We start from the raw sequence: 15,119 nt of genomic DNA on the forward strand, positions 1-15,119 counted from the left end.
CGGTCGCCGGGGCCGGGGAGACGCCTCAGCGGGCGGAACTCGAATTGCGTGGGCCGGGCTCGCGAGTGTGCTGCTCGCCGGATGCGGAACGGACGGATGCCCGGCTGTTGCCGCGTTGGCCGGCGGCGCCCGTGGGGTGCCCAAGGACGACGCCCGCCAACACCAGCACCACCCCGCACAGTTGCTGCGGAGTCAGTGTCTCGCCGGCGAGGATCAACCCGAGCAGTACGCCCGTCACGGGGTTGAGCAGTCCGACCAGGCCCACGGTCCCCGCGGGCAGATGGCGTAGTCCGGTGAACCAGGCGGCGAAGGCCAGTGCCGTGGCGATCAGGGCGACGTAACCGAACGCGAGGAGCGTCGGAGTGGAGAGCGCGGGCGGAGCGCCCTCCGTGACTGCGGCGACCGGCAGCAGGAACAGGCCCCCGGCGGTGAGTTGCCAGGCGGTCGAGGCGAGTACGTCGGTGCCGGCGCTCCATCGCTTGGTCAGCACGTAACCGAAGGACGACGTCAGCATGGCGGTGCCCGAGGCGAGGGCCCCGGCCACACTCACTCCGCCCGCCCCCGTGAGCAGCATGAGGCACACCCCCGCCAGCCCGGTCGCGGCGCCGGCCAGGTGAGCGGCCCGGGGCCGCTCGGACACCAGGAGCCACGCCATGAGCATCATCGTCAGCGGGGACAGTGCCATGACGGTCGAGGCGATGCTCGTCGGAAGCAGCTGGGATGCGGCGTAGACGAGGACGAAGAACACGCTCACGTTGAGCAGCCCGAGCACCGCGGACCGCCACCACCACGCCCCGCGTGGCAGCTGCCTGCGCAGGGCCAGCAGGACGAGCCCGGCGGGCAGTGCCCGAAGGGCGGCCCCGTACAGCGGGTGGTCCGCCGGCAGGAACTCGCGTGTGACGTAGTAGTTGGTACCCCAAGCCACCGGCGCCACCGCCGTCAGCGCCACCCACCGCAGATTAGCTTCCATGGAAGCTAATATAACTTCCTCGGAAGCTACTATGGGATCCATGAACGATCGGCAACCGCTGGACCGCGTGGCCCGCATCCAGGCCGACTGGCGCCGCGAACGTCCCGACCTCGACGTCGGCCCGCAGGGCGTGATCGGCCGGCTGCACCGGCTGGGCGACCGCCTCACCGAGAACCTCTGCCTCGTCTACGAGCGCTACGGCCTCAGCGAGGGCGAGTTCGACGTCCTGTGCGCACTGCGCCGCGCCGGTGAGCCCTATGAACGGGCCCCCGGCGAGCTTGCCGCGCACACCATGGTCACCACCGGCGCGATGACGAAGAGAATCGACCGCCTGGAGCGCGCCGGGCTCGTCACCCGCCGCCGCTCCGACAACGATCAGCGCGGCCGGATCGTCGCCCTCACCGCACCCGGGCGTGGCCTCATCGACCAGGCATTCACCGACCACATGCACAACGAACGGCGGCTACTGGACCTCCTGACACCCACCGAGGCCACAGCCCTCGAAAAGCTGCTCACGACCTGGCTCTCCCACATGGAACAGCCCACCACCAGCAGCGAGTGACCCACCGCAGTGTCTTGCGTGGGCGGCTACGCGGAGGCGCCTCGGGGAGAGGCGTGGAGCGACCGCGACCGAAGGTGGTCGTGGAGGGCCGCGAAAGCCGTGTACGTGAGGGGAAGCGTCAGGGCCGCGGTGACCAGGAGGCCCACGATGACGGGGGCGAGGATGCCGGCGTAGTAGGCGGCGAAGAAGTTCCCCGTGGCCTGTTCGAGGAGGGTGCGCACGAGGGGGCGCAGCGGCAGGGCGAGCTGCACCACCAGCCGGAGCACTCCGGCGGTCAGTGCGGCCAGTGGCAGTGAGAGGGCGAGGACGCGGATCCCTCCGGCGCGCGTCCACGTCAGCGACCAGGAACGGCGCAGAGCCGCGACGGGGCCGAGTCCGTCGGCCGCCGCGGCCGGGGCGAGGGCGAGCGCGAGGCGCAGCAGCACGGCGACGGCAATGGCCGCCACCGGGGACGCCTTGACGAGTGTGTAGGGCCACGATGCGGGCGCCAGAATCTGGTCCTCGGTGTCGATCTGATAGCCGGTGAGACTGTGCGCCACGGCCATGAAGAGCAGCGGCAGCGCCCATACGGCGAGGCCGCGCAGCGTGTACACGGCGAGCAGCGGTCGCAACCGCGCACGGACCGTGGCACGCAACGATTCCCTTGCCTCAGGAGCTCCGATTCCCACTGCGGCGGCCCGTGAGCACGCACTCTGCAGGGCCGCGCTGCCCATGCCGAAGAGGAGCAGGAAGAGCGGAAGCGTGCAGGCGGCGACCAGTCCCAGATCGCTGGGATCGTGCAGGTACGGGTCCTCGTTGTAGTGGTACCAAACGCGTTGGTTCCGCATGTGGGTGAAGAGGGGCCAGCCCAGCGCGAATATCGCGGCCGTCATCAGCAGCCCGATCAGCCCGGCCAGCCCGACGACACGTACCGTCACACCCGCCAGCACTCGCCGGTGCTGCCGCAGGACGGCGAACGTCGTGGCGGTGACACCGCGTCCCGAGTCCGCGCCCGTCGGCGGCGCTGTGCGGTCGTGTGGTGTGGTGCGCGTCATGGTGCGAGCCTTCTGTACGTTCCGGTTCCGTTCCCCGTGGGGACGCGAGACGGACCGTAACGGTTCTCCGGACGTGCGAGGTTTCGCGGCTGCATCCGTGGGCCGACGGCATCCGTGGGCCTACGGCAGGAGGAAATGACAAAGGCAAGGAGAAGTCTCTCCTTGCCACTCTCAATGTATAGCGCAACGGGGGGCTTGCGGCAAGGCCCGGGGGGTGCAGCACAATCTTCCGTCGAGGCCACAACCTGCGTAAATGCGGAAATGGGGACACGACGTGCGTGTGTTGTCGACGTCTGGGGGACGCGGTGACGTCGAACCAGTGCGGGGACCGGCAGTGCGGTCGCGAGCGATGGGGGCGGTGGGGGCGGTGGGGACGCGCCTGACCGGAGGTTCGACGGAACCTGAGGCGCCGGTGATTCGATTGGTTCGATTGGCCAGTGCAGTGCGACGACAGGACACGACTGCCTCGGAGGTAGCGCGTTGATCGAGCAGTACGTGTGGGATCTCGAAGAGGTCGACGAGACACAGGTCGCGGCCGTCGGCGGCAAGGGCGCCCACCTGGGCCGGCTGTCGCGGATCGACGGCATCCGCGTGCCGGCCGGCTTCTGCGTGACGACGGACGCCTTCCGGCGGATCATGGCGGAGGCGCCGGCGGTCAACGATCGGCTTGAGCAGCTGTCGCGCCTGACCCCGGACGACCGGGAGGGGATCCGCACACTCAGCGCGCAGATCCGCCGGACCATCGAAGACATCGCCATCCCGGACGAGCTCGCGGCGGCGATCACCGGCGCGCTGGCCCGGCTCGGCGACCGGACCGCCTGCGCCGTCCGGTCCAGCGCGACGGCCGAGGACCTGCCGACGGCCTCCTTCGCCGGCCAGCAGGACACGTACCTGAACGTGGTGGGGCCGGCGGCGGTCCTCCAGCACGTCAGCCGGTGCTGGGCCTCGCTGTTCACCGAGCGGGCCGTGACGTACCGTCAGCGCAACGGCATCGACCACCGTACGGTCCACATGGCCGTGGTCGTCCAGCAGATGGTCTTCCCGCATGCGGCCGGCATCCTCTTCACGGCCGACCCCGTCACGGGCAACCGGAAGGTCGCGACCGTCGACGCCGGCTTCGGCCTCGGCGAGGCACTGGTCTCCGGCCTGGTGAACCCGGACGTCTACGAGGTGCGGGACGGCGAAGTCATCGCCAGGACGATCGCCGCAAAACAGCGTGCCGTGCATGCCCTGCCGGCCGGCGGTACGCAGGAAGTGGCGATCGACTCGCGGCGGCAGGAGCAGCCGGCGCTCACGGATGCGCAGGTCATGGAACTTGTGCGGCTCGGGCGGCGGATCGAAGCCCACTTCGGCAGCCCGCAGGACATCGAATGGTGCCTGGCCGATGACGACGCCGGCTTCCGGATCGTGCAGAGCCGGCCGATCACGACGCTGTTCCCGATCCCCGAGGCCGACGACGAGGAGAATCACGTCTACGTCTCCGTCGGTCATCAGCAGATGATGACCGACCCCATGAAGCCCCTGGGCATCTCCATGTGGCAGCTGACGGCCATGGTGGAGATGCACGCGGCCGGCGGGCGGCTGTTCGTCGACACCACCCGGCGGCTGGCCACGCCCGGGAGCCGCGCCGGCCTCCTGGACGTCATGGGGAAGGGTGACCCACTGGTCAGGGACGCGCTGGAGACCGTCCTCGACCGCGACGGCTTCGTACCGTCGCTCCCGGACGCAGGTCCCAGCGGGCCACCGTCCGGAGGTGCGCCCGCCCCGATCGAGACCGACCCGGCCGTCGTCACCGAACTGATCGAGCGCAGCCAGGCGTCCATCGCCGCCCTGGAGCGCGACATCCGGACGAAGACCGGACCGGCGCTGTTCGACTTCCTGCTGGAGGCCTTCGAGGAGCACAAGCGGGTCCTCAGCGATCCGCTGAGCATGAAGGCGATCATGGCGGGGATGGAGGCCACCTGGTGGCTCAACGACAAGCTGCTGGAGTGGCTGGGCGAGAAGAACGCGGCTGACACGCTCACCCTGTCCGCCCCCGACAACGTGACCTCGGAGATGGGACTGGCGCTGCTCGACGTCGCGGACGTGATCCGCCCGCATCCGGAGGTGGTGACGTTCCTCCAGGGGGTCGGCGTCGAGGACGAGGGCTTTCTGGACGAGCTGGCGAAGCTCGCGGGCGGGACCGAAGCGCGCGATGCCATCGAGGCCTACCTCGACCGGTACGGCATGCGCTGCGTCGGCGAGATCGACATCACGAGGCCGCGTTGGCGTGAGCGACCCACCACGCTCGTGCCCGTGATCCTCGACAACGTCAGGAACTTCGAGCCGGGCGCCGCCGAGCGGCGCTTCGAGGAAGGCCGGCAGAAGGCGCAGCAGAAGGAACAGGAAGTGCTGTCCCGCTTGCGGGCCTTGCCGGACGGGGACCGGAAAGCCGACGAGACCAAGCGGATGATCGACCGGGTCCGCACCTTCATCGGCTACCGGGAGTACCCGAAGTACGGCATCATCAGCCGCTACTTCGTCTACAAGCAGGCCCTGCTGGCGGAGGCCGAGCGCCTCGTGCGGGCAGGCGTGCTTCCTGACCAGGAGGACGTCTTCTACCTCACGTTCCAGGAGTTCCACGACGTCGTGCGCTCGCGCGAAGTGGACGACCGATCCATCCGGCAGCCATTCCAGCAGCCCATCCGGCAGCTCATCCAGGAGCGCAAGGACGCGTTCCGGTCGTACCACGCGCTCACACCGCCCCGGGTGCTCACCTCGGACGGCGAGGCCGTCACCGGTGCGTACCGGCGCGACGACGTGCCGGCCGGTGCCCTGGTCGGCCTGCCGGTTTCCGCCGGGACGATCGAGGGCCGGGCCCGCGTCATCCTCGACATGGCGGAGGCTGATCTCGAAGCGGGCGACATCCTGGTCACCGCCTTCACGGACCCGAGCTGGTCGCCGCTGTTCGTCGGCATCGCCGGCCTGGTGACGGAGGTGGGCGGCCTGATGACCCACGGCGCGGTGATCGCCCGGGAGTACGGCTTGCCGGCCGTGGTGGGTGTGGAGCAGGCCACCCGTCGGATCCGGGACGGACAGCGGATCCGCGTACACGGAACCGACGGATACATCGAGCTCCTGCCGTGACCGATCACACCACAGCGAGACCGTGAAGGCCTGAGAGAAGTCTCTGAGAGCAATGGCCTGCGCCATCGCCGCCGGTTCATGGCCGGGGGAGAGATGGCGCAGGCCGCAGCCGGTTGGCCCCGGGGCAATCAGGACCCGTGCAGCGTCAGGACGTATGCAGCGTCAGTCCGTAACGGTTGAGGATCTCGTTGACGGGCTGGAACCAGGTCTCCCCGCCGCTGGAGCAGTTGCCCCAGCCCCCGGAGGTGACACCCTGCGCCTGGTCACCGCTGATGAACGAACCACCCGAGTCGCCGGGTTCGGCGCAGACGCTGGTCTTGGTCATCTGGTGCACCGCGCCCTCGCTGTAGTTCACCGTCTCGTTCTTGGCGAGTACGGCGCCGCAGTGCCAGTGGCTCGTGGAGCCGGAACGGCAGATGGAGGCGCCGATCGGGGCCTCTGCCGAACCGCGTACGAGCTGGTCGGAGACCGTGCCCCAGCCGATGACCACCGGCACCGTCCACCAGCCGTTGCCCACGCTGACCCAGGCGTAGTCGTTGTCCGGGAACGACGAACCCTGGAACGTGCCGATGGGGGAACGGTCCCAGCCGCTGACGGCCGCACCGGCCTTGCCGCAGTGGCCGGCGGTGATGAACCCGCCGTGTACCGAGAAGCCGATGGAGCAGCGGACGTTGCCGGTGTAGTACGGGTCGCCACCGACGGTGCCCGCCGCGAAGGTCCGGGGCGCGGACGCCACCGTCCGGACCTTGACCGGCCCGGACTCGCGGGCTCGGTTCACAAAGCGTTGGACATCGTTGTCAGCTCGCTTGCCGCTGACGACGTTGACCACCACGGTGTTGGCGGCGGGATCGACGTGCCAGCCGCTGACGCCGGTGGGCGCGTCGAGTCGGTCGATGCGTGTCTTGGCGGCGTCCAGCTTCCGCGCGCTGTGCTCGACGGTACGTACCTGGGCGCCGGTGGCGCGGACGGCCCGCACGGTGGCGGGTGACGCGGCCGAGGTGACGGCCACGGTCAGCCGCTCGCGGCCGGCGTCGAACCACGAGCCGCCGAAGGCGTCTCCGGCGGCCCGTTGTGCCTTGGGTGCGATTCCGGTCGCGCGGCGTTCGGCCGCGATTCGGTCCTCGGCCTGCGCCCGGGTGAGGCCGAAGTCCTGCTGCATTGCCTTGAGCAGGCCGGTGGCGGCGGATGGAGCCTTTGCGGCGGTGGGGGAGTCGGCCGCCGCGGCCGGCAGGGTGCCCGACGCGGTCCAGCTGCCGAGCAGGAGGAGGGTAGCCACGCCGACGTGCTTGAGTCTGCTGCATCTCACGGGAGTTGCCCTTCGTCGTTCCCACAAGGATGGGTGGAACAGGGTGGAACAACCGCTGCTTGAGAGCGCTCTCATTGGGGTCGCATCGAGCTTAGCCGGACCGAGGTATCAGGTCCATGCCAATGACGCTGGATGCTGGACGCCGGTATGAGCGCGGGGTGCTGCTGCGGGTGTACGTGCGGCCGCCCGGGCCCTGGCTAGAGCAGCTTCCACCGCTGGTCGTCAGCGCCGGTGTCCTCGCGCAGCACGGTCTGGGCGCTGTTCTGCGTGGACCCGTTCAGCACGCTGAGTACCTTCCCGCTGGGCACATGGGTGAGTGTGTGCCACCCGTCACCGCTGTCGGTCATGCGCCACCGCAGGCCGGGGTCGTCGTGGTCCGTGTACTGCACGACGCGCGCACCGTCCGGGCCGGAGCCGCCCTCGACGCCGAGCACCTTGCCGCTGTAGCCGTTGCGTATGACGAGGTGCCCGCCGTCGCGTGGGAGAAGCTGCCAAGCGTGATCGCCCGTACCGGTGTTGTCGAACTGCACGACGCGTCCACCGTCGTCCAGGGACATTCCGTCCACGGCGAGCACTTTCCCGCTGCGTTTGTTCTGGACGCGGTGGTACGGGCGTTCCTCGGCCCAACGCCGGCCGCCCGTCGGCGAGACGGTGGGGAACGCGGTGAGGCGCAGCCGGGCCGCGCCCATCGGTATCAGCGTCACCTGCTCCTCGGGGGCCTCGCTGTGGGCGGGGCTCGCCTGGAGCGGGTTGACCACACCCTCACTGTCGGCCGTCCACTCAGCGATGCGCCGGGCCGGGGCGCTGATCCGTACGGGGACGCCGTCGTGGGTGAAGGGGTTGTCCGCCAGGGGCCTTCGGTCGCGGTGGAACTTCAGCACGGCGGCGGCCATCCGTTCGGCGTCGGCCGCTGCATCCGCTGGATGTGCCGTGTTCGCCGCGAGGGAGAGCCCGTAGTTCCACGGCGTGGTGGCGTGCACCTCGTAGTGCGGGAACGTGGCGTCGCCGGCGTACTGTACGTACTTCTCACCGATGCGCAGCGAGTACGTGAGCGGTCCGTGGTCGACGCTCACGGCGTTGCCGTTGCCGGGCCAGGTGCGTACCGCGGTGCGCTGGGGCAGCCGGAGTGTGACGGTGTCGCCGTCCGCCCACGTACGGTCGATCGTGACGAAGGAGGGGCCTGAACATGCCGCCGTGCGACGGCCGTTGACCTTGAGCGTGGGGTTGTCGCACCAGGCGGGGATGCGCAGCCGAAGCGGGAAGGCGAGCCTTTTGGGTGCCGAGAGGGTGAGGGTCACCGTCTCGTCGAAGGGGTAGTCGGTCTCCTCGCGGAAGGTGACCTCCGTACCGTCGGCGACCTTCGCGGTCACCTCGCCGGCGGCGTACATGACCGCGGCCAGTCCGTGGTCGGGGGTGGCGAGCCACAATTCCTCGGTGAAGTAGGGCCAGCCCATACCGTAGTTGTGCGGGCAGCAGCGGTAGTTGTCGATGCCGGGCTCGTAGGTCTGCATCGCGAAGCCGTTCTGGAACTGCCCCTGGGTCTTCTTCTCCCGGCCCAGATCGACGCTGTTGGCGCTGGTGATGTAGTGGATGGCCCTGCCCTGCGGGTCGAGGGAGGCGGGGAGCATGTTGAAGGCCAGGTCCTCGCACCGGTCCGCCCACAGCGGGTCGCCGGTGAGGCGGACCAGCAGTTCGTGGCCGGCCATGAACTCCACGATCCCGCATGTCTCGAAGCCCTGGCGGGGATCACCGAAGCCGGGCCGCCGGTTCTCGTCGCCGGCGAAGCCGCCGCCGGGGAACTGGCCGTAGGTGCGCAACAGTTCGCTGTACGCGCGATAGGTGACCTGCGTGAGCCGAGCGTCTCCCGACTGTACGGCGTACTGTGCGGGTTCGCGGAACCCCTGTGCGATGTTGACGTTGTGCGGGCTCGGCAGCTGTTCTCCCGTCCAGTCGGCTCCGTACCGGTGCATCTTGTCGCAGAGGTCGAGCAGGTACGGCTCGCCGGTGCGGTTGTAGAGCCACTGCGCGACGTCCAGCCCGTCACCCCACCGGAACGAGACCCAGCTGCTGTCGAAGGCGCCCGGCCCCTGCGCGTTCATGAAGCGGGTGAACCGGGTCAGGAACGGCACGATGCGTTCATCGTGCGCGTACTCCTGCCAGGTGCGCAGCGCCATCAGGAGCGGCAGGAACGGCCAGAAGTCCGGACCCCCGTTCAGCGCCGTGCGCAGCGCACGCGGGCCGAAGAAGCCGTCGTCCTGCTGGGTGGCGAGGATCGCGTCGATCCACCGCCGGCTGTTCTCCAACGCGGTGCTGTCGCGCGTGGCGATGGCCAGGCTGACGTAGCCGCGCAACCAGTAGGTGACTTCCTCCCAGCCGTTCTTTTCCGGGTGGACCCATCCGGTGTCCTCGAAGTCGAGGAAGCGCGAGGCCCGTTCGTACTGGCCGCACAGCCCGTTGAGCTGGAGCTTGAGCTGCCCTGCGAGCCAGCCGCGTGCGGTGACGGAGCCCGGGGGCAGTCGCAGGAAGGCGGTGGGGGAGAGGGGTGCGGCGTTGGGGGTGTAGTGACCGCCGGGGGCAGGGGCCACGCGGCCGGCGGGAGGAGTGACTGCGGTGGCGTGCCGGGCGGTGAGCAGCGGAGTGCCCAGCGCGAGGACGCCGGTGGCGAGCAACTGTCTGCGAGAGAGGGGCATGCGGGTGCCTCCAAAAAGACATGCGTTGACTTTTGCGCAGCCTTGATGGGGAAACATGTTAGGAACTGTGCGAGTAATTGCCCACCCTCGGGAGCCCTCGTTTCCTGCAAGCCCCCCATGCCCTGCTAGCGTGTAACACATGACTACCGATACTGACTCTTACGAGCTGCGTGTCGGCGTCCCCTCCGTCGAGGTATTCCGAAAGCTGCGCACCGACGCCGGACTCTCCGACAGAGCGCCCGAGGCGGTCGCGCTGGCCCTGCCGAACACGTGGCACGGCGTGGTGCTCCACCACGAGGGCGAGCCCATCGGTATGGGGCGTGTCATCGGGGACGGCGGCACCGCGTTCCAGGTCGTCGACATCTGCGTGCACCCCGCGCATCAGGGGCGGGGACTGGGCAGGCGCATCATGGCCGCGCTCACCGAGGAACTGGAACGCCGCGCACCCGAGACGGCGTACGTGTCCCTGATCGCGGACGGGCCCGCGCGCTTCCTCTACGAGAAGTTCGGCTTCGCCGACACCGCCGAGCACAACTCGGTCGGCATGTACCGCTGGATGCGCGCGAGCTGACGGTGCCGACGGCGGTGCTGTTACCGGGGTGCCGCCGTACGCAATCCACATTCAATCCAGGAAGGTCGAAGCGGCTTGCCTCGCCCGGGCAGCAGGCTGAGCGGCGGGTGTCGTCATCGTCAGCCATGAGCTCCTCCCGGGGCAGGCGAGTGCCGCGTTCCCGATCGGCGTTGGCCGACGGGCGGTGCAGTACGGTGCGGCGCCTATGGGCGGTCCGCTCGCCGGTGGGTTCCGGTCCGGCCAGTCCGACGCGCCGACCCGCCCTCCCCTCCCGTGCCTACGCCTTGCGGGCGAGGAGCTGGACCTCCTGGAACTGTCGCTTGTCGGTGGGCTGCGGCTCGATCACCGTGCGGGCTGTCTCGGTCAATCCGTGGTCGCGCAGGAGCGCGGCGAGATGGTCGGGGGACCAGCGGTAGGCCGTTGCCACGGCGTGGTCGTACGCTTCTGTCTCGTCGTGGGGGCCGTCGGTGGCGGGAAAGCTGACCAGCAGGTGCCCGCCCGGAGCCAGTACCCGGGCCATCTCGGCCAGGATGGCGGGCACGTCCCGCGGCGGGGTGTGGATGACGGACCACCGCGAGAGCACCCCGCCCAGCGCACCGTCGTCGATGTCCAGTGCGGCCATCGAGCCGACCTCGAAACGAAGCTCGGGGTGCGCCTCGCGAGCGAGATCGATCATCACAGGGGAGGCGTCGACGCCGAAGGCATTCAGGCCCAGCCCGCGCAAGTGAGCGGTGACGTACCCCGGCCCACAGCCAAGGTCCGCGACCGCACCGTCGCCGTCCGCCCGTACCAGCTCCGCGAAGGCGCTCAGGAGCGCGCGCTCCAGGGGGCGGTCGCGCAGAGAGTCCTGGAACAGCTCCACGTAGGTGGGGGCGATGGCGTCATAGGACTCACGGGTGGCACGCAAGGTCTGAAATTCGATCACCGGGAGACCGTAGCGGGTCGAGCACGCATGCGCTTCAAGAACGGTCGAACACTGACCAGCAGAGGTCGTTGCGGAGCCGCTGATCGTCCAGTACGAGCTCGCGGATCGCTTCCGGGAGCTGGTCTCGCTGCCACTGACACTCGAGTCGCCCCGCGGCCTCGCTCTCGCTCTTCGGTGCGGCGGCACGTGCGGCCTTGATCGCGTAGGCCGCCGCACCCAGCTCATGCGCGGCGACGTGTGCGACGACCGCGGCCTGGCCGGCGGCGTACGCGGCATGCCGTGCCGCCCCACGCAGGTCCCGGGCCGCGCCCATCGCATGGCCGCCCGCAGCACGAGCCTCCATCATCCTGACCTCACCGCGCGCCCAGGAGCGGGCGTGCTCGATGGCTTGACGTGGCCGCGGATCATCGGGCTGGGCCGACTCGAAGAGGCCGAGCACGTGCTCCGCGCAGGAGGCCGCCCAAAGAGCGAGGAGACGGTGATCCGCATCGGTGAGGGTCCCACCGCGCCGGAGCGTCACGAAGCGAGGGTCACGGACCTTCGGGAGAATCACGGTCGGCACTCCTTCTGGAGGGAGCTGTCAAAGTTCATGCGTCTGCAATGAACCATGGATCAGCTGCCTGTTAAACATGAGCAGGTGAGCCCTCCAGCGCTGTACCGCAGGTTGTACGTGGATCTGGCACGCGTGGATGCGTCCGCGTGTCGGTGTTCCTGACCTGCCCCACCACCATCCGTTCCGGTGTGTGCCGACTGTCCGCGTCAGTCCTGTACGGCGCCCGGTCGTCGCATTCCGATGCCTGGTCACGCACCCAAGCACTCTCCGGAGGTGATCCTCCTGTACCGGTCGGTCGACGTCACCCTGCGTACCCGCACGCGGATTCTTCAGGTGCGCACGCCTGGAACAGACGGCGGGACGGGGCTGTTGTGACCCACGACGGCCGGCGCTCCTCGATGCGCGCCGTCCCGGTGGTCCGGCGGGCGGAGGTGTGTGGCATGCGACGCGTGCTCGACCCGCGCGCCCTGAACCCCAGCCGCCGAATCCGGCTCCACTCCCGGCCGTACATCGACCTGCAGCGCTTCGCCGGCGCGCTCTGTCGTTCCTGACCTTCTTCTGCCCGGGCTCTCGCTCGCCCGGGACCCTCATTCACCATGCCCGCGCCCGTCACGCGTGGGCCATCAGCGATCCCGTGCGGACGTACAGAAGTGCGGACGCGCGGACTTTGAGACGCACGTACACCCAGACGTACGGACACTCATAGGAAGGCACCCCCGTGTCCCCAATCCCCGCTTCCGCGTTGCATCTCGCCGTCGCACTCGACGGCACCGGCTGGCACCCCGCGTCCTGGCGTGAGCCGGTGGCCCGGCCCCGCGACCTGTTCACCGCCCCGTACTGGGCCGAACTGGTCGCCGAGGCCGAGCGCGGGCTGCTCGATTTCGTGACCTTCGAGGACGGCCTCGGCCTGCAGTCCTCCCACTTCCTGGAGCCCGACGGCCGCACCGACCAGGTACGCGGCCGCCTGGACGCCGTCCTGCTCGCGGCCCGCATCGCCCCGCTCACCCGGCACATCGGTCTGGTGCCGACCGCGGTGGTGACGCACACCGAGCCGTTCCACCTCTCCAAGGCCATCGCCACCCTCGACTACGTGAGCAGCGGCCGGGCAGGGGTGCGCGTCCAGATCAGTGCTCGTCCGAACGAGGCCGCGCACTTCGGCCGTCGTACGATCCCGCCGATCGACGCGTACGACAGCCCGGACGCGGCGGAGTTGGTGACAGACCTCTTTGACGAGGCCGCCGACTACGTCGAGGTCCTGCGTCGGCTCTGGGACAGCTGGGAGGACGACGCGGAGATCCGGGACGCGGCCACCGGCCGCTTCATCGACCGCGACAAGCTGCACTACATCGACTTCGAGGGGCGCCACTTCAGTGTGAAGGGCCCCTCCATCACCCCGCGCCCGCCCCAGGGCCAGCCCGTCGTCAGCGCCCTCGCCCATCAGCCCGCGCCGTACCGGCTGGTGGGCCGGCAGGGCGACATCGGCTACGTCACCCCGCACGACGTCGACGGGGCCCGTGCGATCGTCGGCGAGATCCGCGCCGAGCAGGAAGCGGCCGGCCGCTCGGAGCAGCCCCTGCACGTCTTCGGTGACCTGGTCGTCTTCCTCGACGACGACCCGGCCGACGCACGTGCCCGCCGCGCGCGCCTCGATGACCTCGCCGGGTCCGCGTACACCAGCGACGCACGCATCTTCACCGGCTCGCCAGCCCAACTCGCCGACCTACTGCTCGAGTTCCAGTCCGCTGGGCTGAGTGGTTTCCGGCTGCGGCCGGCCGTGGTCGGCCATGACCTGCCCGCGATCACCCGCCGCCTCGTACCCGAACTTCAGCGCAGGGGTGTCTTCCGCCGCGCCTACGAAGCCGACACCCTGCGCGGCCTCCTCGGCCTCGCCCGCCCCGCCAACCGATACGCCGCCACTGCCTGAGCCGGACGGAGACCGTACGCCATGAGCAAGCCGCAGAAGCAGATCCACAGCAAGTCCCCGAAGCAGGCCGACCACAAGCCGCGGAAGCAGATCCACCTGGCCGCGCACTTCCCCGGTGTCAACAACACCACCGTGTGGAGTGCCCCGGAGGCCGGCAGCCACATCGAGTTCAGTTCGTTCGCGCACTTCGCGCGGACCGCCGAGCGCGCCAAGTTCGACTTCCTGTTCCTCGCAGAGGGCCTCCGTCTGCGCGAACAGGGCGGTCAGATATACGACTTGGACGTTGTCGGCCGCCCCGACACCTTCACCGTCCTGTCCGCGCTCGCCGCCGTCACCGAACACCTCGGACTGACCGGAACCATCAACTCCACGTTCAACGAGCCCTACGAGGTGGCCCGGCAGTTCGCCAGCCTCGACCACCTCACCGGGGGCCGCTCCGCCTGGAACGTCGTCACCTCCTGGGACGCCTTCACCGGCGAGAACTTCCGCCGCGGCGGCTTCCTGCCGCAGGAGGAGCGCTACTCCCGGGCCAAGGAGTTCCTGACCACCGCGGGCGAACTCTTCGACTCCTGGCGCGGCGACGAGATCCTCGCCGACCAGGCAACCGGCACCTTCCTGAGCGACGCCAAGGCGGGCTCCTTCGTCCACGCCGGCCCGCACTTCGACATCCAGGGGCAGTTCAACGTCCCCCGGTCTCCGCAGGGCCGGCCGGTCATCTTCCAGGCCGGGGACTCCGAAGAAGGCCGCGAGTTCGCCGCGTCGACCGCCGACGCGATCTTCAGCCGGCACGCCACCCTTGAGGAGGGGCAGGCGTTCTATGCGGACGTCAAGCGCCGGCTGGCCGCGTACGGCCGTACTCCGGACCAGCTCAAGATTCTGCCCGCCGCGACCTTCGTGCTCGGCGACACCGACGCGGAGGCCGAGGAGATCGCCCGCGACGTGCGCCGGCAGCAGGTCAGCGGGGCCACCGCGCTCAAGCACCTGGAGTTCGTCTGGAACCGTGACCTGTCGTCGTACGACCCGGACGGGCCGCTGCCCGACATCGACCCGGACGTGAACGACCAGCACATCGCCAAGGGGCGCGCCCAGGTGCGCATGTACCGGGACCCGCTGGCCACCGCCCGCGAGTGGCGCGAGCTGGCCGCCGCACGCAACTGGTCCATCCGAGACCTCGTCATCAACACCGGCAACCGGCAGACCTTCGTCGGCGCCCCGGCCACCGTCGCGAAGACCATCAACGACCTCGTCCAGGCCGACGCCAGCGACGGATTCATCCTCGTCCCGCACATCACCCCGGGCGGCCTCGACGCCTTCGCCGACCGGGTCGTCCCGCTCCTCCAGGAACAGGGCGTCTTCCGCTCCGAGTACGAGGGCCCGACCCTGCGCCACCACCTCGGCCTCGCTCATCCGGACGACATGGGCGGCGAGCGGGTGGCGTCGTAACGTTCCTCGCCATCA

General features: G+C 69.6%; 12 protein-coding genes. 6 read left to right on the forward strand and 6 right to left on the reverse strand.

The window, feature by feature from the left end:
* Positions 1-25: 25 nt before the first annotated feature.
* Positions 26-970 (reverse strand): EamA family transporter, encoded by a 945-nt coding sequence (locus ABZ840_RS29995; protein ID WP_361564591.1) that lies wholly within the window; start codon positions 968-970, stop codon positions 26-28.
* Between the two features lie 40 nt (positions 971-1,010).
* Here ABZ840_RS29995 and ABZ840_RS30000 point away from each other — a divergent pair, with 40 nt between their 5' ends.
* The gene (locus ABZ840_RS30000; RefSeq protein ID WP_361564594.1) at positions 1,011-1,532 is read left to right on the forward strand and encodes a MarR family transcriptional regulator; all 522 of its coding nucleotides are present in this window, start codon (positions 1,011-1,013) and stop codon (positions 1,530-1,532) included.
* 26 nt (positions 1,533-1,558) lie between these two features.
* On the opposite strand, the gene ABZ840_RS30005 is transcribed toward ABZ840_RS30000, so the two are convergent.
* Positions 1,559-2,566 carry a hypothetical protein gene (locus ABZ840_RS30005; protein ID WP_361564597.1) on the reverse strand — a complete coding sequence of 336 codons (1,008 nt, stop codon included), beginning with the start codon at positions 2,564-2,566 and terminating at the stop codon, positions 1,559-1,561.
* A 480-nt stretch (positions 2,567-3,046) separates the two neighbouring features.
* Between ABZ840_RS30005 and rph the strand changes: the two genes are divergently transcribed.
* Complete coding sequence (gene rph / locus ABZ840_RS30010; protein ID WP_361564599.1) at positions 3,047-5,692, forward strand: rifamycin-inactivating phosphotransferase; 2,646 nt, start codon at positions 3,047-3,049, stop codon at positions 5,690-5,692.
* Between the two features lie 145 nt (positions 5,693-5,837).
* Here the strand turns inward: rph and ABZ840_RS30015 are convergent, their stop codons facing one another.
* The gene (locus ABZ840_RS30015) at positions 5,838-6,998 is read right to left on the reverse strand and encodes a S1 family peptidase (protein WP_361564603.1); all 1,161 of its coding nucleotides are present in this window, start codon (positions 6,996-6,998) and stop codon (positions 5,838-5,840) included.
* Between the two features lie 197 nt (positions 6,999-7,195).
* On the reverse strand, positions 7,196-9,688 hold the full coding sequence (locus ABZ840_RS30020; protein WP_361564605.1) for a beta-L-arabinofuranosidase domain-containing protein: 2,493 nt from the start codon (positions 9,686-9,688) through the stop codon (positions 7,196-7,198).
* A gap of 139 nt (positions 9,689-9,827) precedes the next feature.
* Here ABZ840_RS30020 and ABZ840_RS30025 point away from each other — a divergent pair, with 139 nt between their 5' ends.
* Positions 9,828-10,259, forward strand: a complete 432-nt coding sequence (locus tag ABZ840_RS30025) for a GNAT family N-acetyltransferase (protein ID WP_361564608.1) — start codon at positions 9,828-9,830, stop codon at positions 10,257-10,259.
* Positions 10,260-10,536: 277 nt separating this feature from the next.
* Here the strand turns inward: ABZ840_RS30025 and ABZ840_RS30030 are convergent, their stop codons facing one another.
* Positions 10,537-11,184 carry a class I SAM-dependent methyltransferase gene (locus tag ABZ840_RS30030; RefSeq protein ID WP_361564611.1) on the reverse strand — a complete coding sequence of 216 codons (648 nt, stop codon included), beginning with the start codon at positions 11,182-11,184 and terminating at the stop codon, positions 10,537-10,539.
* A 34-nt stretch (positions 11,185-11,218) separates the two neighbouring features.
* Positions 11,219-11,737: a putative immunity protein gene (locus ABZ840_RS30035; RefSeq protein ID WP_361564614.1), complete on the reverse strand. Its 519-nt coding sequence runs from the start codon at positions 11,735-11,737 to the stop codon at positions 11,219-11,221.
* 440 nt (positions 11,738-12,177) lie between these two features.
* On the opposite strand from ABZ840_RS30035, the gene ABZ840_RS30040 reads away from it, so the two are divergent.
* The 3 genes from ABZ840_RS30040 to ABZ840_RS30050 all read left to right on the forward strand — a co-directional run bounded on the left by ABZ840_RS30040 (position 12,178) and on the right by ABZ840_RS30050 (position 15,104).
* Positions 12,178-12,288, forward strand: coding sequence for a putative leader peptide (locus ABZ840_RS30040; protein ID WP_361564616.1), 111 nt, complete (start codon positions 12,178-12,180; stop codon positions 12,286-12,288).
* 167 nt (positions 12,289-12,455) lie between these two features.
* Positions 12,456-13,661, forward strand: a complete 1,206-nt coding sequence (locus ABZ840_RS30045) for an LLM class flavin-dependent oxidoreductase (protein ID WP_361564619.1) — start codon at positions 12,456-12,458, stop codon at positions 13,659-13,661.
* Between the two features lie 21 nt (positions 13,662-13,682).
* Positions 13,683-15,104 carry an NtaA/DmoA family FMN-dependent monooxygenase gene (locus tag ABZ840_RS30050; RefSeq protein ID WP_361564622.1) on the forward strand — a complete coding sequence of 474 codons (1,422 nt, stop codon included), beginning with the start codon at positions 13,683-13,685 and terminating at the stop codon, positions 15,102-15,104.
* The last annotated feature ends 15 nt before the right edge of the window (positions 15,105-15,119 follow it).

The organism is Streptomyces sp. NPDC047117, from assembly GCF_040643545.1.
Lineage (GTDB): Bacteria > Actinomycetota > Actinomycetes > Streptomycetales > Streptomycetaceae > Streptomyces.